This is a genomic window from Bradyrhizobium sp. 41S5 (assembly GCF_011516665.3).
Taxonomy (GTDB): Bacteria; Pseudomonadota; Alphaproteobacteria; order Rhizobiales; family Xanthobacteraceae; genus Bradyrhizobium; species Bradyrhizobium quebecense.
Map to the genome: position 1 here is coordinate 6,468,834 of NZ_CP083721.1, position 24,174 is coordinate 6,493,007.

Below are 24,174 nucleotides of genomic sequence, written 5' to 3' on the forward strand. Positions count from 1 at the left end.
GTGTCCACACGACCTAGCGTTTCGTGAAGGCGACCGCGGCCACGATGATCGCTCCCTTGATGACGAGCTGCATCGGCGAGCTGACGCCGAGCAGCACGAGGCCGTTGTTGAGCGTGCCGATGATGAGGCTGCCGAACAGCGTTCCCAGGATGTAGCCGCGCCCGCCGAACAGGCTGCAGCCACCGAGGATCACGGCGGCGATGACATCGAGCTCCATCCCCTGCACGACGTCAGGCCGGGCGGCATGCGAGCGCGCGGACAGCACCAGCGCCGCAAGCCCGGCCAGCGCGCCGGTCAGCACAAAGGCCGCCGTCGTCACCCATTTGGTGTTGATGCCGGAATAGAGCGCCGCGGTCGGATTGCCGCCGACCGCATAGATGCGACGGCCGAACACGTTGTAGTGCAGGAGCAGGATGCCGACGATCATCGCCACCAGCGTCCAGGCAATGGGAACGGGTATGCCCAGGAACGTGCCTTCGCCGAAAATCGCGAAATAGGTCTCGTTGGTGATGATGACCGGCTTGGTGTTGGTCACCATCATCGCCAGCCCCCGCGCCATGCTCAGCGAGCCGAGCGTCACCAGGAAGGACGGGATCGAAAGCTGCGTGGTCAGGATGCCATTGAGCAGCCCGACCAGCGCACCGGTGCCGAGACCGGCAGTCGCGCCGACGATCCAGCTGTTGTTGATCTGGCTCATGGCGAGCGCCGCGGCCATGCCGGACAGCGCCAACGTCGATGCGACCGACAGATCGATCTGACGTGCGATAATCACGAAGGTCATACCGACGGCGATGATCGACACCAGCGTCGTCTGGCGTCCGATATTCAGGAAATTGTCGAGCGACAAGAACCAGGGCGAGGACAGGCTGAACACGACCAATAGCACGACGAAGGCGATGTAGAGCATGTAGGGCCGCTCGCCGCGCAGCAGATTCTGCAGCAGCTTGCGGCGGCGATCGGTTCGGGTCGACGAGGCGACGACATTTGGCGCGGTCAGTTCGGTCATGCGGGCAGCTCTTGCAATACGCCTTGTCCTGAAGCTTGGTACATCTGCAGAAGATGATGGAGCTCTTCGGCATCATCGATCTCGCCGCGCGCCAGCGTTCGCGCCACGCGTCCATCGACGATCACGGAGATGCGGTCGCAGAGCTCGATCAGTTCGACGAGATCCGAGGAGACGATCAGGACGCCGCTGCCGTCGCGGGCGGCATTGCGGATCACGCCGTAGATTTCCTCGCGTGCGCCGACGTCGACGCCGACCGTCGGTTCATCCAGCAGCAGCACGCGCGGCCGCGGATCGTTCCATTTTCCGAACACGACCTTCTGTTGGTTGCCGCCGGACAGTGTCCTGACCAGGCTGGAAGCGCCTTGCGCTTTCACCGAAAGCCGCGCGACCGCGGCGTCCGCGCGCCGGGCGGCGGCGCGTTGCTGCATGAAGCCCCAACGCGAGAAATGCGGAATCCGCGGCAAGGTGATGTTGCGTTCGATCGAATGGTCGAGCACCAGGCCCTGCACGTGCCGATCCTCCGGCACCAGCGCGACGCCCTGATCGATTGCATTCGCCGCGCTCTTAGGCAGCCACGGCCGGCCCTCGATCTCGAGCGTGCCGCTCTCGGCCGGCCGAAGTCCGAAGATCGTCTCCAGAATCTCCGTGCGTCCGCTGCCGATCAATCCGGCAAGGCCGTGGATCTCCCCCTTCACCACAGACAAGTCGACGGCCGACAGCCGGTCATTCGACACACCCGACAGGGACAGAACCGGCGATGAATCCAACGAACGCACTGCCGCGGGCGTGGCACGCGATGCTGCCGGCGCCAACCGATCGGTGCCGATGATGGCGTTCACCAGCCGCTTCATGTCGGTATCGGCGGTGACGAAAGTGCCCGCATTGGCGCCATCGCGCAGCACAGTGACACGCTGCGAGATCTCGAACACCTCGTTGAGCCGATGGGTCACGTAGATCACGCCGACGCCGCGGCGCGTCGCCTTGCCGATCGCGTCGAACAGGATGCGGACCTCATCCGACGTCAGGGAGGATGTCGGCTCGTCGAGGATCAAGAGCCGCACCTCGCCCATCAACGCCTTGGCGATCTCTGTCATCTGTCGGTAGGCGAACGGCAGCGAGCCGACCGTCGCGCGTGTATCAAGGGGAATGCCGAGCTCCCCCAGGAACGCTTCGGCTTTGGCCATCAGCTCGCGCTTCCGGACAAAGCCGAACCGCGCGCGCGGCTCGCGGCCGAGCAGCAGATTGTCGGCGACGCTCAGCGATTCGACGAGGCTGAGGTCCTGATAGACGACAGCGATCCCCGCTTCGCGCGATCTTGCCGGGCTGTCGAACGTCACTGGTTTGCCGGCGATCTCGATCGTGCCGCTGTCGGCGGCATGAACGCCGCTGAGGATCTTGATCAGCGTGGATTTTCCGGCGCCGTTCTCGCCCAGCAGCGCATGTACCTCGCCGGAGAGGACCTCGAGGTTGATGTCGCGCAGCGCGCGCACGCCGCCAAAGCGCTTGTTGATGCCACCGACCGTCAAAAGCGACGCCGACTGCCGAGGCTCTGCCGCGATCGAACCGGACAATTCCATCTTCCTCCCATCGCCGCGCGAAAAGCTGATGCGATGATGACATCATGTTATTTTTGCAACTTATTGTGTTATAATTCTATCACATCGGGCAACCTGTCAATGGGAGATCGCGCCGACTGGCGCTCGAATTGGGGCGGCCGGTCGCGACCTGGTCCGGCACCGCCCGATACACGCCGCCGGCCTCCCCACGCTCAATGGAAGCCGGCAGGTTGTGCTACGCTTCAGTGGCTCATCTCATCAAAGCCAACGCCGGTGAACCACGATGAAACTGAGTGCCGCGATTGCCGTCGTCCTGATCTGGTCGTGCTTTCCCGCGACAGCGCAGCAAGGCGGCGCCGACCTCTACGCGCAACGCTGCGCGCAGTGTCACGACAGCAGCAACACCGATATCCGCGCGCCGAACCGCGCCGCGCTGCAATCGAGATCGTTCGATGAGGTCCTGGGTGCGATCACCACCGGCGCGATGTCATCCTTCGCGCAGGGGCTGAGCAACGACGAGCGGGCGGCGATCGCCTCGCTCGTTACCGGCAAGGCCGCCTCGCATGCGTCGGCCGACAGGGCAGGCCAATGCGCGCAGAGCGAGACCGGCTTCCCGCAACCGATCGATGGGCCACGGTGGAACGGCTGGGGCGCGGATATCAACAACAGCCGATTTCAGCCGGCCGCCATGGCCGGCCTCACGCCAGACCAGGTCTCCCGGTTGCGTCTGAAATGGGCCTTCGGATTTGCTGACACGTCCAACGCTAACGCTCAACCGACTGTGGTCGGTGGCTTGCTGTTCGTGGGTGGCGGCGACCGCAGGGTCCACGCGCTCGACGCCAAGAGCGGATGCACCCGCTGGGTGTTTCCGACCGAGGCGCCGGTCCGGGCGGCCATCAGCGTTGCCCCGCTGGACAATGGTCGGTCCGCCATTTTCTTTGGCGATGTGCGCGCCAACGTCTACGCCGTGAACGCTGCGACCGGTGCGCTGATCTGGAAGAGCAAGGTCGACGATCATCTGGCCGCCCGGATCACCGGTGCCCCAACCTTCCATGCCGGCGTCGTCTATGTCGGCGTCTCATCGATCGAAGAGGCCATCGGATCTCGCCCCACCTACCAATGCTGCACGTTTCGCGGCAGCGTGGTTGCGCTGAAGGCCGAAACCGGCGCGCAGATCTGGAAGGCCTACACCATCCCTGAAGCGCCGCAGGCCACGAGGACGAACGCCGTCGGGACCCAGCTGTTCGGTCCGGCGGGTGCGTCGGTCTGGTCCGCGCCGACGATCGATGTTCAACGCCAGGCGCTCTATGTCGCGACGTCGAACAGCTATGCCGACCCGGCAACCGACACCAGCGATGCCATCCTCGCATTCGATCTCGCGACCGGGCGAATGCTCTGGCATCGGCAGGCGACGCCGAAGGACAGCTTCGTCGTGGCGTGCTTCGGCACCGACCAGAGCAACTGTCCGCAGGACCGCGGCCCCGACCACGATTTCGGACAATCCCCGATCCTGGTGACCTTGCGTGACGGACAACGCATGCTGGTGATCGGCCAGAAATCCGGCGTGGTGCACGCACTCGATCCCGACCAAGAGGGCAAGATCCTGTGGCAGACGCGGATCGGCCAAGGTGGCCCATTGGGCGGGACCGAGTGGGGCTCCGCCGCGGACCAGGACCGAATCTATGTCGCCAATTCGGACGTGCGGTTTCTGAGGGACGGCTCGAGGCGCCTCAACTCAAGCGAAGGCGGCGGCCTGTTTGGCCTCGATCTTGCGACCGGGAAAATCGCGATGCAGGTGGCGCCGGTTGCCTGTGGCGATCGTCCCCAATGCAGTCCCGCCCTGTCCGCAGCGGTCACCCTCATTCCCGGCGTTGTCTTCTCGGGCGGCGTGAGCGGTTTCTTGCGCGCCTACGCCACCGATGATGCGCGGCTGCTTTGGGAGATCGACACCGCGCGCGACTACACCACGGTGAATGGTGTTCCGGCCCGTGGTGGCGCCATGGACGGCCCCGGCGCGGTCGTCGTCGACGGCATGCTGTATGTCAATTCCGGCTACGCGCAATGGGGCGGCCTGCCCGGCAACGTTCTGCTGGCCTTCGAGGTCGGCAACCCCTGACAAACGCAATGTCAGCATTTGCGACGGCACGTTGAGCACTACTCGCCAAGGGCTATTCGTGCTTTGATGTCGGCCAGGATCGGCTGACAGGTCCGACGGGAGGCCTTCTGGTGCTTGGTGACGGTGCTACGCAACATCACGTCCAAGCGCCTTTCCCTCGTGCCCAGCAATCGTCGCACGTCGGGTTCCGAGCGGTGTCGAATCGAATCGACGGACATGGCTGCCGCGCCACAAATCGATGCGCATTTCGTTGCGCACAAAAAACACAGAAACTATAAGTGCTTGAAAGAATGGTCGGAGTGGCAGGATTCGAACCTGCGACCCCTGCGTCCCGAACGCAGTGCTCTACCGGGCTGAGCCACACTCCGACTAAGAGGCCGGCTTATAGCGTCGGGTTTCGGGGACCGCAAGGGACCACAAGGCACCGAATTGAGGAATCTAGTCACAGTGGATACAGGCCTGAAAACGCACATTTTGCCCGCCGGCGCCGCCGCCACGGCGACCGCGGCCGGGGTTCTGGCCGAGGGCGGGTTGGTGGCGTTTCCGACCGAGACGGTTTATGGCCTCGGCGCCGACGCCGGCAACGCCGCCGCGATCGCCCGGCTCTACCAGGCCAAGGGCCGGCCGGCCTTCAATCCACTGATCGCCCATGTCGCCGATCTCGGCGCCGCGCGCCGGATCGCTCTGTTCGATGGGCAGGCGTTGCGACTGGCGGAAGCGTTCTGGCCCGGTCCCCTCACCCTGGTGCTGCCGAAGGCGCTCTCCTGCCCGGTCGCCGAGCTCGCAACCGCCGGGCTCGATACGGTCGCTATACGGATTCCGGCCCACAAGGTGGCGCGCGACATCATCAAGGCGTTCGGCGGTGCAGTGGTAGCGCCGTCGGCCAATCTCTCCGGCCATGTCTCGCCAACCACAGCCGAGCATGTGAACGGCGATCTGGCGGGCCGGATCGACCTGATCGTCGACGGCGGCCCGGTCGAGGTCGGCGTCGAATCCACCATCGTCGGCTGCTTCTCCGATCCCGTGCTGCTGCGGCCGGGCGGGCTGACGCGCGCCGAGATCGAGCGCGTGCTCGGCCATCCGCTGCAATCGCCGCCGCCCGATGCGGAAGGCGACGCCCAGCCGATCGCCCCGGGCATGCTCGCGTCACATTATGCACCGCGGACACCGGTCCGGCTCAATGCGAGCGATGTCCATGTCGGTGAAGCCTTGCTGGCGTTCGGGCCGGTCAAGGTCGGGCGGCGCGAATGCGCGTCCGTGGAGATGAACCTGTCCGAGCGCGGCGATCTCGCCGAGGCCGCCGCCAATCTGTTCGGCTACCTTCGCACGCTCGACACGAGAAACGCAGATGCTATCGCCGTGATGCCCATTCCCGAGGACGGGCTCGGCGAAGCCATCAATGACCGGCTGCGCCGCGCAGCGGTTGGGCGGTAACAAGCATGACCCGGAAAGGTGCGAGCCGGTTTTCGCCGCGACAAACGCCACGCGTTTGCGCAGAGGTCATGCCTCGATAAAGATCCCGACTGAGTGAAAGACCAAGAAAAAATGAACATCGTCCAATCAGCGGTGCCGCCGCTTCCGCCCGAATTGCTTGCAAGATTCCGCGCCATCGTCGGCGACAAGTATGCCGTGACCGATGCCGCCGACATCGAGCCTTACGTCACCGAGGAGCGCGACCTGTTTCACGGCCGCTCGCCGCTCGTGCTGCGCCCGGGCTCGACCGCCGAAGTCGCTGCGATCTGCAAGCTTGCGAGCGAGCACAGGATCGCGCTGGTGCCGCAGGGCGGCAATACCGGCCTGGTCGGCGGCCAGACGCCGCACAATGGCGAGGTCGTGGTGTCGCTGCGGCGGCTCGACAAGATCCGCGACATCGATGTCGAATCCAACACCATGACCTGCGAGGCCGGCGTGGTGCTGCAAATCGCGCAGCAGAAGGCAGCCGACGTCGACCGGCTGTTCCCGCTGTCGCTCGGCGCCGAAGGCAGCTGCACCATCGGCGGCAACCTCTCGACCAATGCCGGCGGCACCGGAGCGCTCGCCTATGGCGTGGCGCGCGAGATGGCCCTCGGCGTCGAGGTCGTGCTCGCGGATGGCCGCGTGCTCAACGCTCTGTCCAAGCTGAAGAAGGACAACACCGGCTACGACCTGCGCAACCTCTTCATCGGTGCCGAAGGCACGCTCGGCATCATCACCGCGGCAACGCTGAGGCTGTTTCCGCGGCCGCGTGCGGTCGAGACCGCCTATGTCGGCCTGAAGTCGCCCGCGGCCGCACTCAAGCTGCTGTCGATCTCGCGCAACGAGGCGGCGGGCAGCCTGACGAGCTTTGAGCTGCTCGCCGACATCGCGGTCGATTTCTCGATCCGCCACGGCATCGATATCCGCGATCCGCTGGAGAGCAAGCACCCCTGGTACGTGCTGATGGAATTGTCGTCGTCGCGCGACGACGCCCGCGATGCGCTGGAGGCGATCCTCGCCCAGGGCATGGAAGACGGCATCGTCGACGACGCGGTCATCGCCGCCAATCTGAGCCAACGCCAGGCGTTCTGGAAGCTGCGCGACGAGATGTCGGCGGCGCAGAAGCCGGAGGGCGGTTCGATCAAGCACGACATCTCGGTGCCGGTCGCAGCCGTTCCCGCCTTCATCGCAGAGGCCAATGCGGCGGTCGTGAAGCTGATCCCGGGCGCGCGGCCGGTGCCGTTCGGCCATCTCGGCGACGGCAACATCCACTACAATGTCAGCCAGCCGGTCGGCGCCAATGCCGCCGACTTCCTGGCGCGCTGGCACGACGTCAACGCCGTGGTGTTCGAGATCGTGCTGCGGATGGGCGGCTCGATCTCGGCGGAGCACGGCATCGGCGTGCTCAAGCGCGACGAGCTGCCTGACGTCAAGGACAAGGTCGCGATCGAGCTGATGCGGCAGGTCAAGGCGATGCTCGATCCGCTCGGCATCATGAACCCGGGCAAGGTGCTGTGACCGTGCAGGCGACAATGCCCTCCTCTCTCGCCATTGCAGAGATCACCGACGCCGACGTCGCCGCTGTCGTCGCGCTATGGCAGGCGTGCGGCCTGACCCGGCCGTGGAACGATCCGGCTGCCGACATCGCACTGGCGCGGCGCGGACCGAACTCGGCCGTACTGGTCGGCCGCAACTCGGACGCGATCGTCGCATCCGCGATGGTCGGTCATGACGGCCATCGCGGCTGGGTCTACTACGTCGCTGTCGATCCCAACCGCCAGGGCAAGGGGCTTGGCCGCGCCATGATGGCGGCGGCTGAGGACTGGCTGCGCAACGCCGGAGTGCCGAAGCTGCAATTGCTGGTGCGCCGGGAGAACGCCAAGGCCGGCGCATTCTACCAATCGCTCGGCTATGAGGAATCGACTTCGGTGATGCTGGCCAAATGGCTCGACGGTCGCGAAGCCACGCCGTGACAGAGTTGAGGATCGACGCATGAGCATCGCCGACCGCGTCCGCGTCAGGGACGTCCAGCTGCTGTCGAAGCGCCGCTACGAGCTGAAGAGCGCGACCTTCGACTACCGCCGCAGCAATGGCGAATGGCAGACCCAGGTGCGCGAGGTCTACGACCGCGGCAACGGCGCCACGCTACTGCCTTACAATCTCAAGACCCGCACCGTGGTGCTGGTGCGCCAGTTCCGCTACCCCGCGTTCGCCAACGGCTATGACGATCTCCTGATCGAGGCCGCCGCCGGCATGCTCGACGATGCCGCGCCGGAAGCACGCATTCGTGCCGAGGCGGAGGAAGAGATCGGCTACCGGCTCGCGCATGTGCGCAAGGTGTTCGAAGCCTTCATGACGCCGGGCGCGGTAACCGAGAAGCTGCATTTCTTCGTCGCCGAATACGACGCCGCGATGCGCGTCAGTGATGGCGGCGGGCTCGCGGACGAGGGCGAGGACATCGAGGTGCTGGAGCTTGCGATCGACGACGCGCTCGCCATGATCAGCGACGGCCGTATCGTCGACGGCAAGACCATCATGCTGCTGCAGTACGCAGCGCTGCATCTGTTCAGGTAAGCACCGCCGCGGTCACGCGCAGGGAGGTGCGTTGCCAAATTCTCGAAAACAACCCCATGCAAAGGAGCCAGCAGCGGCCGGCGTTCGACCAGGCCACTTGACACGTCGGGCAACTCACGGCTACGATTCTAATATTCCGAAATCATGCAGGCGCACACACTGCCCGCTAGAGCCGTTTCGTTCCGACGGGATCGGAACGCGGCTCTCGATTCCTCTTTTGACGCTTTATTTCACGCGAAGCCGGTAGCCACTTCGCTCGATAATGCTCTAGCCCCGTCATCCTGAGGTGCGAGCCTCTTCGGCGAGCCTCGAAGGATGAATCGGCCACCAGCCGGGCCGTGCATCCTTCGAGGCTCGCAAGTGCTCGCACCTCAGGGTGACGGGGATAGCTTGGACAAAACGCGCTACCGCATCGTGATCGCAAGTCCGCTCAGATCGGCGTTGGCCATCAGGCCGACCTGGTGGCCGGTCAGTTCAAGCACCGCGCCCTTCTGATTGGTCAGCACGATCGCGCGCGCACCGCGGCCGAGGGCAAGCCCGGCGCCCGCCGCGCCATAGACGCCGGCAACGTCGGACGGGCGGTTGATGTTGCTGACGCGGCCGCGCAGCACGGTCTTGGAGCCGCCGAACACCAGGCCGTAGTCGAGACCGCCGGTGGACAGCCGATAGGAGCGGCCGCGGAACGTCAGCACGCCGCTGCCGCCGGAGCCGCCGATGAACCATCCGGCCTTGTAGATCGTGAGCGTCACGAAGCCGCTGTCGGCGCGCGCGGCGGTGGAGACCGCGAGGCCGGTGAAGGCCATCAGTGCGACCAGCGCGGCGCGAAAGGTGGATGAAAGCTTCATTTGCGGTCTCCCCGGGATTGGCTCACGTCGATTTGCTCGCGTCGCGACGCGGGCACGAATCGCAATGCACCGACTGTAGCAAGCGCGTCGTCAGGCGCAATTTGGCACAGCAGGCGTCCATTGGTGACGGGAATGTCCGCGCAAGCGGCGTTGAACCTATTCCCGGGGTTGTAACACTCACTGCATGTCCGGGGGGATCGGCCCCTGAGCTCCAGGATTTCTCCGCGGAGCGTTCACTTTTTCAAACCGGAGATTTTCCATGCGTCGTCTTGCGATCGCCTGTGTCGCCATGGCCGTCACTGTGTCCATGCTTGCCGCGGCAAGCCCGGCCAGCGCCACGCCCTATCATCTGATCCGTTGGCAAGATACCGGCTTCTGTCAGATCTGGGACCAGAGCATTCCGACCACGCCGTGGCCGGCGAACTTCGCCGTCGTCAGCGAGGAGCTGCCGACCTTCGACGCCGCGTTCAGCTACAAGACCGGCCTCCTCAACAACGGCACCTGCTCGTTCTGAGCGCCGCCCCCGATCACGCACAGGGCAGACACGCGGCAACAACGCGGCGTCCGCCCTTGTGCTGTCAGGCCGTAACGCCATCGCGCGTCAGTGATGCTTGATCAGCGCGTCACGCGCAGCGGCGAGTTCGAGGAATGCCGGGCCGTTGCCGCCGCCGTCGGGATGCACCGTCTTGGCGGCGCGCTTGAACGCCTGGTGGACCTCGGTCGCGGCGAGGCGGCGGCCGAACGGCAGGCCGAGCAATTGCCGGTAGCGCTCTTCCTGCGTCAGCGCCTTCGGCGTCAAGCCACGCCGGCCGAACTGCGGCGCGGACAGCATGTGCAGCGCATCGCTGACGATGCCGAGACGGCGCAGCGCCATCGATCTGGTGCAGCGGTCGGCCGATTTCAGCGCCGCCTGGCGCAGGATCGGCAGCACCTGCGCGGCCGCATGCCGCAGCGTTTCGTCGATGTCCGTCGTGGCGATCTCGGCGATCATTCTGGCCATTTCGCTATAGTCGGGATCAGGCGCCGCGCAGAAGCGCGCGATTGCACCTTTCCAATGTCTGATATGCGGGTCCATGATCGGTCCGTACTGTCATCCGAATCCGGATAACAGCAACGCGCAAACGCGGCTTGGCGTTTCGGTTGGCGCAGTTTTGAATAGTGTTGTCGACAACGCTCATAAATCAGAACGAGGAAACACCATGGCCCTTCTCGACAATCACATCGCCGTCATCACGGGTGCAGGCTCGGGCATCGGCCGTGCCATCGCCGCGGGGTACGGCCGCGAGGGTGCGCGCGTGGTGCTGCTCGACATGAACGGCGATGCGGCGGCGGAAGCGGCCAAGGAGATCCGAAACGCCGGCGGCAAGGCGGAGAGCTTTGCGCTCGACGTAACCAATCTCGACGCCTGCATCGCGATGGCAAAGCAAATCGCCGACAAGGTCGGACCTGTCTCGATCCTGGTCAACAATGCCGGCATCGCGCGCCGCAACGGCATGCTCGGCACTGAGGAGGCCGTGATCAAGGATTGGGAAGACATCATCTCGATCAATCTCACCGGCGTCTTCAACGTGACGCATTCCTTCCTCGCACCGCTGCGCAAGAACAAGGGACGCATCGTCAATATCGGTTCGATCCAGTCCTTCGTGCATCTGCGCACGCCGAGCTCGCCGGCCTACACCGCCTCCAAGCACGGCGTGCTCGGCTTCACCAAGGCATTGGCCGCCGAGCTCGGCAAGGACGGCGTGCGCGTCAACGCGATCGGCCCCGGCTTCATCGAGACGCCGCTGAACGAGAAGGTGCGCGCCTCCAATCCCGACCTCGTGAAGGTCTTCATGGACCACACCCCGCTCGGCCGCGCCGGCAAGCCCGAGGACATCGTCGGCCCCGCGATCTTCCTCGCCTCGGACCTCTCGGCCTATGTCTCGGGATCGATCGTGATGGTCGATGGCGGCTACCGGACACTGTGACGGATGGAACCGCAATCGTGGCGATTTCTGGGTATTTTGTTTACAAAGCAGGGAGTTAGGGGCGCGTTAAGGAATTGTTAACCAAACCGGCACACCGTGGATCTACGGGGTAGTTGGTTCTCGATGTCTCCGCCTCATCGACGAGGCGGGCGTTGATCGGGAGGAGTTCATGTCTTACGCGTCCACCGTACCGTCGCCGGAAGCACTGCTGCCGTCGCTGGCTCCAAATGAAATCGTCCCGCTGCTGATCGGCGCGACCGTCGATGAAGTCGAGCGGGAACTGGTACTGCAAACGCTCGCACGCTGCGACGGCAACCGCACCCGTGCCGCGCGCGTGCTCGGACTGTCGGTGCGGACGTTGCGGAACAAGATCCGCGAATATTCGGCCGACGGCATCGACGTGCCGCACAGCGAGCACGCCGCGGCGTAGGGGTCAGATCGGCAGATCGATCGCAAGGCGCCCCCAGCGCGACAGCAACGCGCTGTCATCGTCATCGAGGCAGCGTGCGAGACGCACGTCGGCAACCGCAGTCCGTTGCAGCGTCCCGGCCACCAGTGCGGTCGCATAGTCCCAATAGCCGCGCCGGCCGTTCGGATCCGCCGCGACCAGGGATTTTGCGAGGATCTCGACATAGATTGCGGTGGCAGCCTTGTGCCAGAGCTGACCTGCGCGCAACGCCGCTGAGGGCGCGCCGGTCCGCGCCCGCCACATCAGCCAGTAGTTTTCCTCTCCATTTGCCCAACCCGATAACGGCGGAGTCGGATCAAGACATGGCGAGCGGCACACGAGTGGCCGCATCGTGCGCGCGTCGCAGAACACGGAATAGTCGAGCTTGTGGTACCAGCTTGCGCGCAGCAATCGGCGGATCTCGTCCCGCTCATCCGCCGCGAGTTGCTGCCTGCCGGTCCGCTCGAGATCGGCGATGATCGCGGCCAAACGATCGCGATCGAATGGCTCGACCTCGAGCACCACGCCGATATTGTTCGGAAACAGCGCATCGAGCATGGCGACCATCTCGCGATAGAACGCGCGCGCCAGGCCGCCGCCGCGCCATGCCTTCGCGATGCCGACATGGTTGCAAAAGATCAGGTCGCTTGCGTGATCGTAGGTGAAGAAGCCGAGCCCGACCGCGCACCCGGCGCCGGCGCGCAGGATGAACCAGCGCGAGTCGAGACGATAGGACATCTCGTGGCCGCCGACGCTGAAGCGTCGCCGCTCGCCGACATCATCCGACAACAGCCAGCGCACAATGTCGTCAGGGCTGTCGCGCTCGCTTGCGGGAAACAGCTCTTCATAGAGCTCGAGCACGCCCGTGCTGCGAAAGGCCGCTTCGTCGCGCACATCGTGTCGCGTCACGACGATGTCGAGCGATTGCGGTTCGCTCGCGCCTTCGCGGTACATGCCGTCCAGAACCCGCAACACGCCCTCCGTTGTCACATGCGCATGGAATTATGACTGTTGATCGCTTGCATCGGTGCCGGCAGGCAGAATTGAAGCCGTCCTCCAACCTCTGTTACAAGCGGCTTCAATTCGCGACGGAGCATATCAGTGGCTGACGAGACAACTTCCCGCCAGGGGCAACGGGGACCACAGGGGCCGCAGGGCCGTCAGGGCGAGCCGGGAAAGCCCGGACCGCAGGGGCATCCGGGACGGCCCGGGCCGGAAGGTCCGCGTGGCAAGCCGGGTCCGCAGGGCAAGGCGGGCGCGGTCGGAAAGGCAGGTCCCCAGGGCAAGCCGGGAGCGCAGGGCAAGGCTGGCGTGCAGGGGCCGCGCGGCGAGGCTGGTCCACAGGGACCGCAAGGTCCCGCCGGCCCGCGCGGTGAACCCGGCCCACCCGGCCAATTGCCATCGATCGAGCAGGTGATGCCGTGGCTGCACATGATCTTCGACGCCTGGGAAGACTACAAGCGCACCAAGGAGCGTGAAGCCGCAGAGCTCGCCGAACGCGATGCCGCCGAGCGCGCGGCGGCGGAGGCGATCGCCCTTGACGTCGACGCGATCGATTTCGCTGACGGTGACGACGAGGACGACGATCACAAGAAGAAGAAGAAGCACCGCAAGAAGGACAAGAAGTAACCCTTCTTGTCCTCACGGAGCGACTCGGCCAGCTGAGTCCGTGTCGCGCTCGATGCTCACCGCGCTCGATGCTCAGCGCTCCGCCCCGGCTTGGCCGGAGGATCGGACGGCCGGGCAAGCTGCATGAACTGGAAGACCCAGCGCATCGCGTAGTACCAGGCAACACCCGCGAACGCCCCGCAGGCCGACAGGATGATGACGTTGGCGAGGTCGATCGTGCCGCTCGACCACAGCATGCCGCAGGTCCAGAGCACGGCGAACGCAATCGAACAGAATTTGAGCAGGGCTGCAGGCTTCATGGCGATTGCTCCGGGACCGGGGTGAACGGCCATAGTGCCCGCGGGCAGTGCGCCATACCGTGACCTGCATCACGGAATGCGCGAGCCTCAGCCTGGCCTCAGCCGAACCGCAGCCGCGAACGCTCCCTCGCCTTCTCCGCCTCGACCTCGCGATCGCGCGCCGGCGACGTGGTCTGCAACGAGATCAGGAGTTTTCGCGCAGCACCGGAAACCTCCGCCACGGCAAGGTTGAAGGCGGCCTCATTGGCCTGAGACGGCTTGTTGAAGCCGGACAGTTTGCGCACGAATTGCAGCGCCGAGGCGTGGATCTCGTCCTCGGTGGCGGGCGGCTCGAAGTTGAACAGCGTCTTGATATTGCGGCACATGTCGGTCTCCCTCGCCCGCATCTCGGGGCTTGCGTGTCAAAGACGATCGGCTGCTGCAAAATACGACATCGTGGTCTATTCTGGCAGCCTCATCGTCCACTGCGGAAACGAGGTTCCGGATGAGCCACGTGATCTACAAGGTGGTCCAGCACGACGGCGGCTGGGCCTATACCGTCGACGGGGTGTTCTCGGAGCCGTTTCCAACCCACGCCGCGGCGCTTGCCGCCGCCCGGCGCGCCGCCAACGAGCAGCGCGTTCCCGGGCGCACCGAGGCGATCCAGTACGAGACGTCGGACGGCAAATGGCTGACCGAAACCGCCTCCGGCAATGACCGCCCGGAGACCGAGGTCGAGGACGGCCGCTAGCACAGTCTCGCGGCGTCAGAATGGAACCTCGACGCCGAGCCGGTCGAAGAACGCCCGCCCCCGGTCGGTGATCCGCAACGCGCGCGGAATCCGATACGGCGCAACGCCGCGCATTGCGACCAGCCGCGCCAGCACGGCATTGGCGAACGGACCTGCGAGATGCGGCACGCGCTCGGTCCAGTCATTGCAGAGCCGCAGATGCGGCTGCCGCGCCGGATCGAAATCGATCTCCTCGGCGCTGCACCAAGCCAGCCCCTGCTCCGTCACGCGACCATCGCGCCCGTCGATGACGACAAGGCGGCGCCGCACCAGCGCATTCGACAGCAGCACGCCGAGCTGGCCCGCCAGATGATGGTAGCAGGTGCGCGATTGCCTGAGCTGCTCGGCCGGCATCGCACGCTTGCGCCCGGCCGTGGCTTTCGCCGCAAGATCGACCAGGCTCTCGATCAGCGCCGCGACGTCGTCGTCCCTGATCCGGTAATATCTGAACCTGCCCTGTGCCCACACCGACAGCACGCGCGCATCCACCAGCTTCTGCAGATGCGCACTGGCGCCTTGCGGCGAAATGCCGGCCACCGCGGCAAGCTCGCCCGCCGGCAGCGCCTTGCCGTCGGCCAGCGCGCTGACCATGGCCTCGCGCACCGGATCGCCCAATGCCTCGGCGATCCGCGAAAATCCCGTCTGCACGGATTGGGATGATCTCACCGCATCGTCCTCCGGATCGCGCAACAACGTCCTAGCCGCATTCGCCGGGCCGTGAAACTCATTTCAGTTTTTCCTGAAACGTCGCGGCAGCCTCTTCCGCTCAAATCGGTGCCATCAGACGAAACGCAAGGGAACAATCATGACAGCCAACAATTCCGACGCTGAACGCATCTACAGGCTCTGGGACGAGGCCCTCGGCAACAAGGACCTCGAGGCGGCGCTGGCGCTTTACGCGCCCGATGCCTCGATCGAAAGCCCGCTGGTTCAGCACCTGATGCAGACCGCGGACGGGATCGTCCAGGGCCGCGCCGCGCTGCGCGAGTTCATCACGCGCGTGTTCCGCACCAACCCGCCGCAGCGGCGGCGCTTCAAACAGGGTTTCTTCAGCGACGGCCGAATTCTCACCTGGGAATATCCGCGCCAGTCTCCGGACGGCGACCAGATGGATCTCGTCGAGGTCATGGAGATCGAGAACGGCCTGATCCAGCGTCACCGTGTCTATTGGGGATGGTATGCGCTCAACGTGCTGAGGACGAGTTGAACACATCTTCGCCAGCCGCGCGGCGCAGCGCTCGGACAACGCCTTTCCATCATGCTAGGCTTGCGTCGACGCGGCTGGACAAGCGCGCCGCGGGTGGGGAGAAGCACCATGATCCGTTTGTGCGCGGCGCTTCTGGCCGCCTTCGTCTCGATGTCGGTACCTGCCATGGCCGCAGATTATCCCGCGCCGCAGGATGGCGAGTGGATCGCAAAGGACTTCAAGTTCCACAGCGGCGAGGTGATGCCGGAACTGCGGCTGCACTACACCACGGTCGGCGCGCCGACCGGACAGCCGGTGCTGGTGCTGCACGGCTCCGGCGGCTCGGCCGCCAGCATGCTGACGCCGACCTTTGCCGGTCAGCTGTTCGGCCCGGGCCAGCCGCTCGACGCGGCGAAATACTACATCATCATCCCCGACGGCATCGGCCACGGCAAATCGTCGAAGCCGTCGGATGCGATGCGCGCGAGCTTTCCGAAATACGACTACAACGACATGGTCGATGCACAGTACCGGCTCGTCACCGAAGGGCTCCGCATCAAGCACCTGCGGCTGGTGATCGGCAACTCGATGGGCGGCATGCACACCTGGATCTGGGGCGTGCGCTATCCGCAGATGATGGACGCCCTGGTGCCGATGGCCTCGCAGCCGACTGCGATGGCGGCACGCAACTGGATCCTGCGCCGGACGATGCTGGAAACAATCCGCAACGATCCCGATTACAGTGGCGGCAACTACACGAGCCAGCCGCGGATGATGAAATACGCCATCGCGGCCTATCGCTTCGCCAGCGCCGGCGGCACGCTGGGCTATCAGGCGCTGGCGCCGTCCGCGCCGCAAGCCGACAAGATGGTCGATGAGCAGCTGGCATTGCCGGTCACTGCAGATGCCAATGATTACATCTATCAATGGGAGGCCTCGCACGACTACGATCCGTCGGCAGGAATGGAGAAGATCGAGGCCACCCTGCTTGCGATCAACGCGGCCGACGACGAGCGCAATCCGCCGGAGACCGGCGTCACCGAGGCGGCGGTGAAGCGGATCAAGAACGGCAGGATTGATCTGATCCCCGCGAGCAGCGAAACACGCGGCCACCTCACGACCGGCGATGCCAAATTCTATGCCAGGCAATTGCAGGAGCTGCTGCAGACAGCGCCGCAACGAACGATGTAGCCGGTCGAGATCGAGGCAATGTCCGCAAATCGCTTTCGCAAGGTCGCGCTGAGCCTGCCCGAGGTGATTGAAGGCGCGCATCACGGCACCGCCGATTTTCGCGTCGGCAACCGCATCTTCGCAACGCTCGGCTATCCCGACAAGGATTGGGGCATGGTGAAGCTGACGCCGGAGCAACAGGCGATGGTCGTCGAGGCTGAGCCGGAAATCTTCCGGCCGGTGCCGGGCGGCTGGGGCAAGGGCGGCAGCACCAATGTCCGCCTCGCGAAAGCCGATCAGGTCACGTTGCGTAGCGCGCTCACAATGGCCCGGGACAATATCGCGGCAAAGCCTGCGAAGAAGACGCGCACGAAGACGCAAGCCTGAACGCGGTGATCCCGCACTGCATCACGGAAAGCAGCGCTGGCTCGCTGATTCTTTGGGCATGCATCTCGTGCACGGTTCGGGCCTAATCGCACAAACATCGGATTCGCGCGCGGGACGCTGCGCGCGTGTCACAAGGCTGTCGCGGAGGGATGCAATGCGAAGGCTCACGCATGGCGCGGTGCTTGCGTGGCTCGCCATGACGGCGGGCGCAGCGCTGGCGTTCGACAACGGCCAATACGACAACGTACCGCCCGATATCCGCGCCTGGTTCAAGAGCGTGATCGCGCCCAACGGCGTGCCGTGCTGCGATATCTCCGACGGCCATCGCACGAGCTATGACGTTCGGGGCGGCACCTATTGGGTGCCGATCGAGGGCGAATGGATGATGGTGCCGGAGCGCGCGATCATCCGCGATCGCGGCAACCCGGTCGGCGAGGCCGTGGTGTGGTACGTGCACCACCGCGGCAACATCATCATCAGCTGCTTCGTTCCGGCGGACGCGGTTTGACGCGCCCTCACGCAAATCGCGCCAATTTGAAACAGATACCTCCTGTTAACCTTACCTTTTAACCAATAATTAAGGATAAGTTTGCGGGCGCCCTCAGGCGCGGCCTAGCGTTTGCACAATTGCTCCGTAACCGCGAGTTGGTGCGTGCCATGGCTTATCGAACAATGGCGTATCGAACATATGGGGTGCTGATGGCGTCCCTTGGCGTTGCAGCGCTGCTGCTTGCTTCCTCGACCGCAACCTATGCGAGATCCGGAACGGCGCCGCGCGGCACGTTTTCCTCCCATCATCCGGCCTTCCGTCATCATGTGCGCGTGCCCGGCATCGTGTTGCCGGACGCAGGCGGATACTATGATGGCGCGGCAGATGTTCCCTTCGCCGCCGCGGTCCCGGCGCCGGCGTCGAACGACGTTCGCTACACCTACACCCAGGACGTGCCCTGGGATTGGGCGCATCGGTATCCGCCGGCCGTGGTGCCGTCGGATCGCCCTTATGTGTCGAGCTGCCCCACCGAGAGCGTGACGGTGCCCGGCCGCGGCGGCGATCGCACCATCAACATCATCCGCTGCTACTGACCGATCGCTTCATCCGGATCGCGAAAACGAAAGAGGCCGCCCGCAAGGACGGCCTCTCGCATCTCTGAAAGCCACTCTCCGAACGCGAAGCGGCCGATCAGGACTCCTCGCCCTTCAGATGACCGACGTGCTTCTGGGTGTAGAGCTCAAGACCGATGCGCTTGATCAGGTCGAGCTGGGTCTCGAGGAAGTCGATATGGTCTTCCTCGTCCTTCATCAGCTTCTCGAACAGGTCGCGGCTGACATAGTCCTTGACGCCGTGGCAGTAGGTCGCCGCCTCCTGGTAGAGCGCGCGGGCGCCGATCTCGGCGGCCAGGTCACACTCGATGATCTCCTTGACGTCCTGGCCGATCTTCAGGGGATCGAGCACCTGCAGGTTCGGGAAGCCGTCGAGGAACAGGATGCGATCGACGAATTTGTCGGCGTGCTCCATCTCCTCGATGGACTCCTTACGCCAGACCTTGGCCATCTCCAGGAGGCCCCAATTGTTGAGCATCCGGTAGTGCAGCCAGTACTGATTGATGGCGGTCAGTTCGCTGCGCAGCCCCTTGTTCAGATAATCGATGACCTTCGGGTCGCCTTGCATGATCCACTCCACCTGTCGCGGCCAAGATAGCCCGCACTGAATTTAGAACGCTTCTAAGTCAGATTACCGGAGAGAGCAACCCGTCGCGGAAGCAGCGCGTGGATAACCGGATTCGGGGGATCTGCGGAGGCCGAGCGTTTCCGGCGACTTGGCAGCCGGATCGCTCAAAGAAAACGGACTGAAACGGGAAAGCTTCGGCTCTGCGTCGATCAGAACCGAAAATGGCCCTAGCAGGCCGCGAGCGCGAATTCGGCCGGCTCGGCGTCTTCGTTGGCGACATGCGGATGGCCGCTGTGAGGGCAGCCGGAGCAGCAGGCCTTGGCGCAGGGGCCGAGCGCCTCGTCGATGATCGCCTTGATGGTGCGCGCGCAGCGGCCGCATTCGGCGCTACAGCCGAGGCAGCCATACACCTGCTTGGCATTTCGTGTCACAGACCCGCCGCCATTGACGGCATTGCGGACATCGTGGTCGCTGAGGACGTTACAGGAACAGACAATCATCAGAGGAGGCGGGTCCAACGGGTGATGCTCGCCAATATGGATATTGTCGGCTCCGCCCGGATGCAAAAGGAAAAAGCCGTTCTTGTAGCAATTCCAAACTGATGCGGGATTCATATTGGAATGAATCTAAATCGTTCGGTCTCGCCTTTCGGGAATAGGGAATCCATCAGGCCGGTCTCCCGGGCCAAATCCCGGCTTCCATGGCCACAAGCACCGGTTCACCGCGGCGACAAGCTTGTGCGTTGCAAGATATGCCAAAAGCTGCAAGCATTTGGACGCGAATACGGCGGCGTCGTTCATTGATCATTCAAGCGGAATATGGAACCCTTCGGGCGAGACAGATCGCCAACGTACGCTGTCCCTGCTCCCGTGAGAAAGGTGAGGTCATGAAGAAGACATTGCTGGCGCTTTGCGCCGCCGCCACTCTGGCGGTTTCGGCCGTGGCGGTGCCCGCCCCCGCCCAGGCACAACGCGGTGTCGCCGCTGGCGTCGCTGCGGGATTGATCGGCGGCGCCATCGTCGGCGGCGCGATCGCTTCGCAGAACGGCTACTACGGTCCGGGCTATGGCTACTACGCGCCCGGTCCGGCCTATGTCGCCGAGCCCGGTTACGGTCCCGATTGCTTCTGGCAGCGCCAGCGGTTCTGGGACGGCTACACCTGGCGCGTTCGCCGCGTGCGGGTTTGCGATTGATCGCCGTTCATCTCGATTAATTCGAACCAGATGTCCCGGAAAACCGACTGTTTCTCCGGGACATCTACTGTAGAAGGCCAGAAAAAACCGCTTTTCTGCGCGATGAGCCTGCGGACGTTTACTTTCGGTTGACTGTTCTGCGCTGTTTAGCAAGACAGCGAGATCAGCGTGTGAGTCACCTAAACCCGGCGCCGAACCACGACGCCACCATCTTCCAGGAGAGCCAAAGACATGAAGAAGACTTTAGCTGCCCTTGTCGCCGTTACCACGATTGCCGGCTCGCTGGCCGTTGCTCCGGCTGCCAAGGCTGGTGACGGCGGGGCCATCGCGGCCGGCGTTGCCGGTGGCCTGATCGGCGGCGCCCTGCTCGGCGGTGCGATCGCGGGCGCCCGTCCCGCCCCGGTCTATGTTGCACCGGCCCCGACCTACGTCGAAGAAGCTCCGTGCCGCTGGGTTCGTGAGCGCTTCTGGGACGGCTACGGCTGGCGCTTCCGTCGCATCCAGGTTTGCGACTGATCGACCGACACGCTTTCAGCATCACCCTCGAAAACCCGGCCTCGCGGCCGGGTTTTTGTTTTCCGCCACCAAGCAGGCTTGCGGAGGTCAGCGTTGCCCGTTCATCGCGCGCAGCACCGCCTCGCTCGGCCAGCAATCGACCTTCAGCCCGGCCTGCTTCTGATAGGCGCCCAGCGCGGCGCGGGTCTGCATTCCGGCCTTGCCGTCGAGCTTGTCCCTGTAGAGCCCGATCTTCGTCAGCTGCTGCTGCATCGCCTCGACGTCGGCCGAGCGCAGCTGCTTCGATGCCGACCATGGCGTCGCGAATGGCTGCGGGCTCGTCATGCGGTCGGCGAGATGGCCGACGAACAGCACGTAGAGATCGGAGAAATTGTACTCCTTGATCACGAAGTAGTTCGGCGTGGTCAGGAAGGCCGGACCGTAAATGCCTTCCGGCTGCAGCAGCGAGGCCGATTGCGCCTGCTCGGTGGCGCTGAGCTTCTGCCCGCGCACCGGCACGAAGCCTGCCCGCAGCCATTGGCTGATCGGTTTTGTCACTTCGGGCACACCGATCGTGCAATCGGCGTTGGCGGGTGCTGTGACCTCGTAGGCCCAGCGCACGCCGGGCTGCCAGCCCTTGTTGACAAGCTGCTGCGCGGCGGAAGCGAGCGCGTCCGGCACCGAGTGCCAGATGTCGACCCGGCCGTCGCCATCGAGGTCGACGCCGTGCTTGTAATATTCCGACGGCAGGAACTGGGTGTAGCCGGTCGCCCCGGCCCAGGATGAGCGCAGCTCCTTGCGCGTCACGGCGCCCTCACTGAGGATCTTCAGCGCGAGGATGAACTCGGTGCGGTACTGATCCTTGCGCCGGCCGACATAGGCCTGCGTCGCCACCACGCGCAGCGCGTCGTAGGGCAGCGAATAGCGGCCGTAGTCGGTCTCGCGGCCCCAGATCGCCAGCACGATGGTGGGGGGAACGCCGAACCGCTTCTCGATCGCGTCGAGCGACGGACGATACTTCTGCAGCAGCCGCTGCCCCTCCGTGGCGAGCCGCGCGATCGAGGCTTCCTTGATGTAGTCGGCCGGCACCTGCACAAACTCGGCCTGCGCCGGCGCGCCGGTCTTGGGACGTCCGGGCAGGATCAGGTCGGGCAGCTTGTAGTCCGGCTCGAGCCCGCGCGTTTCGCGATCGAACGTCTCACGCGACACGCCGGCCGCCCTGGCTTCCGGCCACAGCGAGGCGATGAACTGGGTGAACGCGGCGTCGGCGGCGGATGCGGGCCGTTGCAGCGGCGCACACAGCAGCACCGCGCATGCGACGATGGTGGCTGGCCATTTCATGATCGATCTCACCTAGTGTCCCGAATCCGAAGTTCGCATCATTCGCCGCACCTTCGGAGCGAACTTCGGATTCGATAAGGACACTAGCAAACTTATGATTCTAGTGTGCCTTATGAATGCGAAGTTCGTGAAAGCGGCTGCCGCGAAATCGCACGAACTTCGCATTCAGCACACTAGCGGAAACAGGCATTGCAACGTGGATTCGACAATGTCAGAATTCAATTCTGGGTGGTAAGTTTTGCCATGCGCATATTTTTGTCATTTCCCTCCGAATTGGAATCGCAGGCTGACAACATCGCTCAGTCCCTGCGCAATTGCGACCATGACGTCTTCTTTTCGCACGACGATCTCCCGCCGGGCGACAGCTTCGATGCGCGCGTCGAAAAAGCCATCGAAAGCAGCGATTTTATGGTGTTCCTGATCAGCCCGGAATCGGTGACCAAGGGACGCTACACCTTGAGCGAACTGGCCTTTGCCCGAGCCAGGTGGCCGAACCCGAGCAAACGCGTACTGCCGGTGATGATGGCGCCGACCCCGCTCGACCAGGTCCCGGCCTATCTCAAGGCGGTCACGATCCTGGAGCCGCAGGGCAGTGCCGCGGCCGAGACGCGGGCCGCGGTGGACCGCATGCTGGCGGCGGAGCGCGCGCAGTCGCGCGGCCGATCCAGTTTGCCCTTCGTCGTGCTGGCGCTTTTTTCGGTTGTCGGCAGCTTCATTACCGTGAGGTATGCCACCAGCGTTCTGCAATATTCTTTCGTGGATTCGACGCCGACCGGTGGAATAACGATCCTCCCCGGTGTGATTTTTGGATTGGTGGTCGCGACCTGCAACTTTATCTTTGGCGTCAAGGACCGGTTCCAGCTGGCACTGGTGGTTGCGGTGACGGCAGCGGCGTGGGTCGCGGCCTACGATGCCAGCAGCGTCACGCTTCAGTCACTCGGCCAGTATTCGAAAGCTACCGCCGCCGCTGACGCCGGTACCGCCGACACAACCAGCACCCCTGCCGAGGTCAGGGACACGCTCGGCAATAATCCGTTCATGGGCTACGTCATCGGCAGCGTCGGAGGAGCCGTCGGCGGCGCGATCACAATTCTTGGCGTCCTGCTGACCAATCCCGGCTTCAGGCGGCTCGACAGCGTTGTCGTGAACTGGATCGCCGCCATAGCGGCCGGAGCCGTTTACGGCGCGATCGTCAAATTCCCGGACTGGCTGGCCTGGCTGGTGCTATTCGGCGTCTGGCAGACCACATTCATCCTCGCAATGGCGCGCGGATTCCCGCACGGGGCCGCGGAAATCCCGGAATGGCTGGGCAGGATCACCGCGCCGGCATTGTTCGGCCAGCGCGCGGCGCGATGACGCCGCGCCAGCCACTATTAGTTGCCCCGGCTAATGCCCAACCTGCTGCTTGGCGCCCTCGATCGAGTCGTTCGACAGCTTGTCGACGATGGCGATGCCGATCGCCGACAAGATGAAGACGCAGTGGATGATGGTCTGCCACATCACTCCGGTCTCGGTGTAGGTGCCCTTGCCGGACGACAGCGCGCCGGCCTCGATGAAGGTGCGCAGCAAGTGGATCGAGGAGATGCCGATGATGGCCATCGCCAGCTTGATCTTCAGCACGCTGGCATTGACGTGGCTGAGCCATTCCGGCTCGTCCGGATGTCCCTGCAGATTGAGGCGAGAGACGAAGGTCTCGTAGCCGCCGACGATCACCATCACCAGGAGGTTCGAGATCATCACGACGTCGATCAGGCCGAGCACGGCCAGCATGATCTGCTGCTCGCTGAAATCGAAGGCATGAGCGAACAGGTGCCACAGCTCCTTCAGGAACAGCACGACATAGACGCCCTGGGCGATGATCAGGCCGACATAGAGTGGCAATTGCAGCCAGCGCGATCCGAAGATCAGCATGGGAACGGGACGCAGCGGCCGGCCCTTGGAGCGGGCGGGCGCGTCTGATAGTGCGGACATTTTGGAGTGCTCGCGGAATTGAGAATGCGGAGCGCTCTATCTACGCAATCCCGCGCGCTTGAAAAGCGACAACTGGCCGCAGATTGCGCCGCGATGCCC

At 64.4% G+C, this 24,174-nt stretch carries 30 protein-coding genes and 1 tRNA gene; 18 read left to right on the top strand and 13 right to left on the bottom strand.

The features are described 5' to 3' along the window. Positions 1–13: 13 nt before the first annotated feature. Positions 14–1,006 (bottom strand): ABC transporter permease, encoded by a 993-nt coding sequence (locus HAP47_RS31060; protein ID WP_173641300.1) that lies wholly within the window; start codon positions 1,004–1,006, stop codon positions 14–16. Beyond that, positions 1,003–2,577: a sugar ABC transporter ATP-binding protein gene (locus HAP47_RS31065; protein WP_371821684.1), complete on the bottom strand. Its 1,575-nt coding sequence runs from the start codon at positions 2,575–2,577 to the stop codon at positions 1,003–1,005. Before HAP47_RS31065 ends, HAP47_RS31060 begins: the two co-directional genes overlap by 4 nt. Positions 2,578–2,845: 268 nt before the next feature. On the opposite strand from HAP47_RS31065, the gene HAP47_RS31070 reads away from it, so the two are divergent. Further along, positions 2,846–4,678 (top strand): outer membrane protein assembly factor BamB family protein, encoded by a 1,833-nt coding sequence (locus tag HAP47_RS31070; RefSeq protein ID WP_173641298.1) that lies wholly within the window; start codon positions 2,846–2,848, stop codon positions 4,676–4,678. 291 nt (positions 4,679–4,969) lie between these two features. Here the strand turns inward: HAP47_RS31070 and HAP47_RS31075 are convergent. Continuing rightward, positions 4,970–5,046 (bottom strand) — tRNA-Pro (locus HAP47_RS31075). 79 nt (positions 5,047–5,125) lie between these two features. Between HAP47_RS31075 and HAP47_RS31080 the strand changes: the two genes are divergently transcribed. The 4 genes from HAP47_RS31080 (at position 5,126) to HAP47_RS31095 (ending at position 8,707) form a co-directional block, all read left to right on the top strand. Next, positions 5,126–6,112, top strand: a complete 987-nt coding sequence (locus tag HAP47_RS31080) for an L-threonylcarbamoyladenylate synthase (RefSeq protein WP_173641297.1) — start codon at positions 5,126–5,128, stop codon at positions 6,110–6,112. Positions 6,113–6,223: 111 nt separating this feature from the next. Then, positions 6,224–7,651 carry an FAD-binding oxidoreductase gene (locus HAP47_RS31085; protein WP_173641296.1) on the top strand — a complete coding sequence of 476 codons (1,428 nt, stop codon included), beginning with the start codon at positions 6,224–6,226 and terminating at the stop codon, positions 7,649–7,651. A gap of 14 nt (positions 7,652–7,665) precedes the next feature. Beyond that, positions 7,666–8,106 (top strand): GNAT family acetyltransferase, encoded by a 441-nt coding sequence (locus tag HAP47_RS31090; protein WP_173641295.1) that lies wholly within the window; start codon positions 7,666–7,668, stop codon positions 8,104–8,106. A gap of 19 nt (positions 8,107–8,125) precedes the next feature. Further along, a complete protein-coding gene (locus tag HAP47_RS31095; protein WP_173641294.1) occupies positions 8,126–8,707 on the top strand; it encodes a GDP-mannose pyrophosphatase in 582 nt (193 codons plus the stop codon). A 404-nt stretch (positions 8,708–9,111) separates the two neighbouring features. Here HAP47_RS31095 and HAP47_RS31100 read toward each other — a convergent pair whose 3' ends face one another. Then, positions 9,112–9,552, bottom strand: a complete 441-nt coding sequence (locus HAP47_RS31100) for a hypothetical protein (protein WP_173641293.1) — start codon at positions 9,550–9,552, stop codon at positions 9,112–9,114. A gap of 259 nt (positions 9,553–9,811) precedes the next feature. Here HAP47_RS31100 and HAP47_RS31105 point away from each other — a divergent pair, with 259 nt between their 5' ends. Further along, positions 9,812–10,066, top strand: coding sequence for a hypothetical protein (locus tag HAP47_RS31105; RefSeq protein ID WP_173641292.1), 255 nt, complete (start codon positions 9,812–9,814; stop codon positions 10,064–10,066). An 87-nt stretch (positions 10,067–10,153) separates the two neighbouring features. Here the strand turns inward: HAP47_RS31105 and HAP47_RS31110 are convergent, their stop codons facing one another. After that, entirely contained in the window at positions 10,154–10,627 is a 474-nt protein-coding gene (locus HAP47_RS31110; RefSeq protein ID WP_173641291.1) for a hypothetical protein, read from the bottom strand. A 124-nt stretch (positions 10,628–10,751) separates the two neighbouring features. Here HAP47_RS31110 and HAP47_RS31115 point away from each other — a divergent pair, with 124 nt between their 5' ends. Next, complete coding sequence (locus HAP47_RS31115) at positions 10,752–11,519, top strand: SDR family NAD(P)-dependent oxidoreductase (protein ID WP_173641290.1); 768 nt, start codon at positions 10,752–10,754, stop codon at positions 11,517–11,519. A gap of 169 nt (positions 11,520–11,688) precedes the next feature. Then, entirely contained in the window at positions 11,689–11,949 is a 261-nt protein-coding gene (locus HAP47_RS31120; protein ID WP_021076090.1) for a helix-turn-helix domain-containing protein, read from the top strand. Positions 11,950–11,952: 3 nt separating this feature from the next. On the opposite strand, the gene HAP47_RS31125 is transcribed toward HAP47_RS31120, so the two are convergent. Beyond that, positions 11,953–12,939, bottom strand: a complete 987-nt coding sequence (locus HAP47_RS31125) for a hypothetical protein (RefSeq protein ID WP_231168486.1) — start codon at positions 12,937–12,939, stop codon at positions 11,953–11,955. A 129-nt stretch (positions 12,940–13,068) separates the two neighbouring features. Here HAP47_RS31125 and HAP47_RS31130 point away from each other — a divergent pair, with 129 nt between their 5' ends. Continuing rightward, on the top strand, positions 13,069–13,596 hold the full coding sequence (locus HAP47_RS31130; protein WP_173641289.1) for a collagen-like protein: 528 nt from the start codon (positions 13,069–13,071) through the stop codon (positions 13,594–13,596). A gap of 56 nt (positions 13,597–13,652) precedes the next feature. Here HAP47_RS31130 and HAP47_RS31135 read toward each other — a convergent pair whose 3' ends face one another. Together HAP47_RS31135 and HAP47_RS31140 are read right to left on the bottom strand one after the other, a co-directional pair. Next, positions 13,653–13,895 carry a hypothetical protein gene (locus HAP47_RS31135; RefSeq protein ID WP_173641288.1) on the bottom strand — a complete coding sequence of 81 codons (243 nt, stop codon included), beginning with the start codon at positions 13,893–13,895 and terminating at the stop codon, positions 13,653–13,655. Positions 13,896–13,993: 98 nt separating this feature from the next. Then, positions 13,994–14,260: a DUF2277 domain-containing protein gene (locus HAP47_RS31140; RefSeq protein WP_173641287.1), complete on the bottom strand. Its 267-nt coding sequence runs from the start codon at positions 14,258–14,260 to the stop codon at positions 13,994–13,996. Positions 14,261–14,379: 119 nt separating this feature from the next. Between HAP47_RS31140 and HAP47_RS31145 the strand changes: the two genes are divergently transcribed. Then, the gene (locus HAP47_RS31145) at positions 14,380–14,625 is read left to right on the top strand and encodes a DUF2188 domain-containing protein (protein WP_173641286.1); all 246 of its coding nucleotides are present in this window, start codon (positions 14,380–14,382) and stop codon (positions 14,623–14,625) included. Between the two features lie 15 nt (positions 14,626–14,640). On the opposite strand, the gene HAP47_RS31150 is transcribed toward HAP47_RS31145, so the two are convergent. Next, positions 14,641–15,330 carry an ArsR/SmtB family transcription factor gene (locus HAP47_RS31150; protein WP_173641285.1) on the bottom strand — a complete coding sequence of 230 codons (690 nt, stop codon included), beginning with the start codon at positions 15,328–15,330 and terminating at the stop codon, positions 14,641–14,643. Positions 15,331–15,469: 139 nt separating this feature from the next. Here HAP47_RS31150 and HAP47_RS31155 point away from each other — a divergent pair, with 139 nt between their 5' ends. The 5 genes from HAP47_RS31155 to HAP47_RS31175 all read left to right on the top strand — a co-directional run bounded on the left by HAP47_RS31155 (position 15,470) and on the right by HAP47_RS31175 (position 18,490). Next, a complete protein-coding gene (locus HAP47_RS31155) occupies positions 15,470–15,871 on the top strand; it encodes a nuclear transport factor 2 family protein (RefSeq protein WP_173641284.1) in 402 nt (133 codons plus the stop codon). A 108-nt stretch (positions 15,872–15,979) separates the two neighbouring features. Continuing rightward, on the top strand, positions 15,980–17,041 hold the full coding sequence (locus HAP47_RS31160) for an alpha/beta fold hydrolase (protein ID WP_173641283.1): 1,062 nt from the start codon (positions 15,980–15,982) through the stop codon (positions 17,039–17,041). Positions 17,042–17,059: 18 nt separating this feature from the next. Next, entirely contained in the window at positions 17,060–17,407 is a 348-nt protein-coding gene (locus HAP47_RS31165) for an MmcQ/YjbR family DNA-binding protein (protein ID WP_173641282.1), read from the top strand. 154 nt (positions 17,408–17,561) lie between these two features. Further along, entirely contained in the window at positions 17,562–17,915 is a 354-nt protein-coding gene (locus HAP47_RS31170) for a hypothetical protein (protein WP_173641281.1), read from the top strand. A 149-nt stretch (positions 17,916–18,064) separates the two neighbouring features. Then, positions 18,065–18,490: a hypothetical protein gene (locus HAP47_RS31175; RefSeq protein ID WP_231168489.1), complete on the top strand. Its 426-nt coding sequence runs from the start codon at positions 18,065–18,067 to the stop codon at positions 18,488–18,490. A 97-nt stretch (positions 18,491–18,587) separates the two neighbouring features. Here the strand turns inward: HAP47_RS31175 and bfr are convergent, their stop codons facing one another. Further along, the gene (gene bfr / locus HAP47_RS31180) at positions 18,588–19,076 is read right to left on the bottom strand and encodes a bacterioferritin (protein ID WP_173641280.1); all 489 of its coding nucleotides are present in this window, start codon (positions 19,074–19,076) and stop codon (positions 18,588–18,590) included. A 227-nt stretch (positions 19,077–19,303) separates the two neighbouring features. Beyond that, positions 19,304–19,576, bottom strand: coding sequence for a (2Fe-2S)-binding protein (locus HAP47_RS31185; RefSeq protein WP_173641279.1), 273 nt, complete (start codon positions 19,574–19,576; stop codon positions 19,304–19,306). 386 nt (positions 19,577–19,962) lie between these two features. Here HAP47_RS31185 and HAP47_RS31190 point away from each other — a divergent pair, with 386 nt between their 5' ends. Continuing rightward, on the top strand, positions 19,963–20,268 hold the full coding sequence (locus HAP47_RS31190; protein ID WP_050422015.1) for a hypothetical protein: 306 nt from the start codon (positions 19,963–19,965) through the stop codon (positions 20,266–20,268). Positions 20,269–20,499: 231 nt separating this feature from the next. Then, positions 20,500–20,784, top strand: coding sequence for a hypothetical protein (locus HAP47_RS31195; RefSeq protein WP_173641278.1), 285 nt, complete (start codon positions 20,500–20,502; stop codon positions 20,782–20,784). Positions 20,785–20,871: 87 nt separating this feature from the next. Here HAP47_RS31195 and HAP47_RS31200 read toward each other — a convergent pair whose 3' ends face one another. Beyond that, entirely contained in the window at positions 20,872–22,104 is a 1,233-nt protein-coding gene (locus HAP47_RS31200) for a lytic murein transglycosylase (protein WP_173641277.1), read from the bottom strand. A 189-nt stretch (positions 22,105–22,293) separates the two neighbouring features. Between HAP47_RS31200 and HAP47_RS31205 the strand changes: the two genes are divergently transcribed. Beyond that, complete coding sequence (locus tag HAP47_RS31205) at positions 22,294–23,460, top strand: toll/interleukin-1 receptor domain-containing protein (protein ID WP_173641276.1); 1,167 nt, start codon at positions 22,294–22,296, stop codon at positions 23,458–23,460. Positions 23,461–23,490: 30 nt separating this feature from the next. On the opposite strand, the gene HAP47_RS31210 is transcribed toward HAP47_RS31205, so the two are convergent. Beyond that, entirely contained in the window at positions 23,491–24,075 is a 585-nt protein-coding gene (locus HAP47_RS31210; RefSeq protein ID WP_173641275.1) for a TIGR00645 family protein, read from the bottom strand. Between the last annotated feature and the right edge of the window lie 99 nt (positions 24,076–24,174).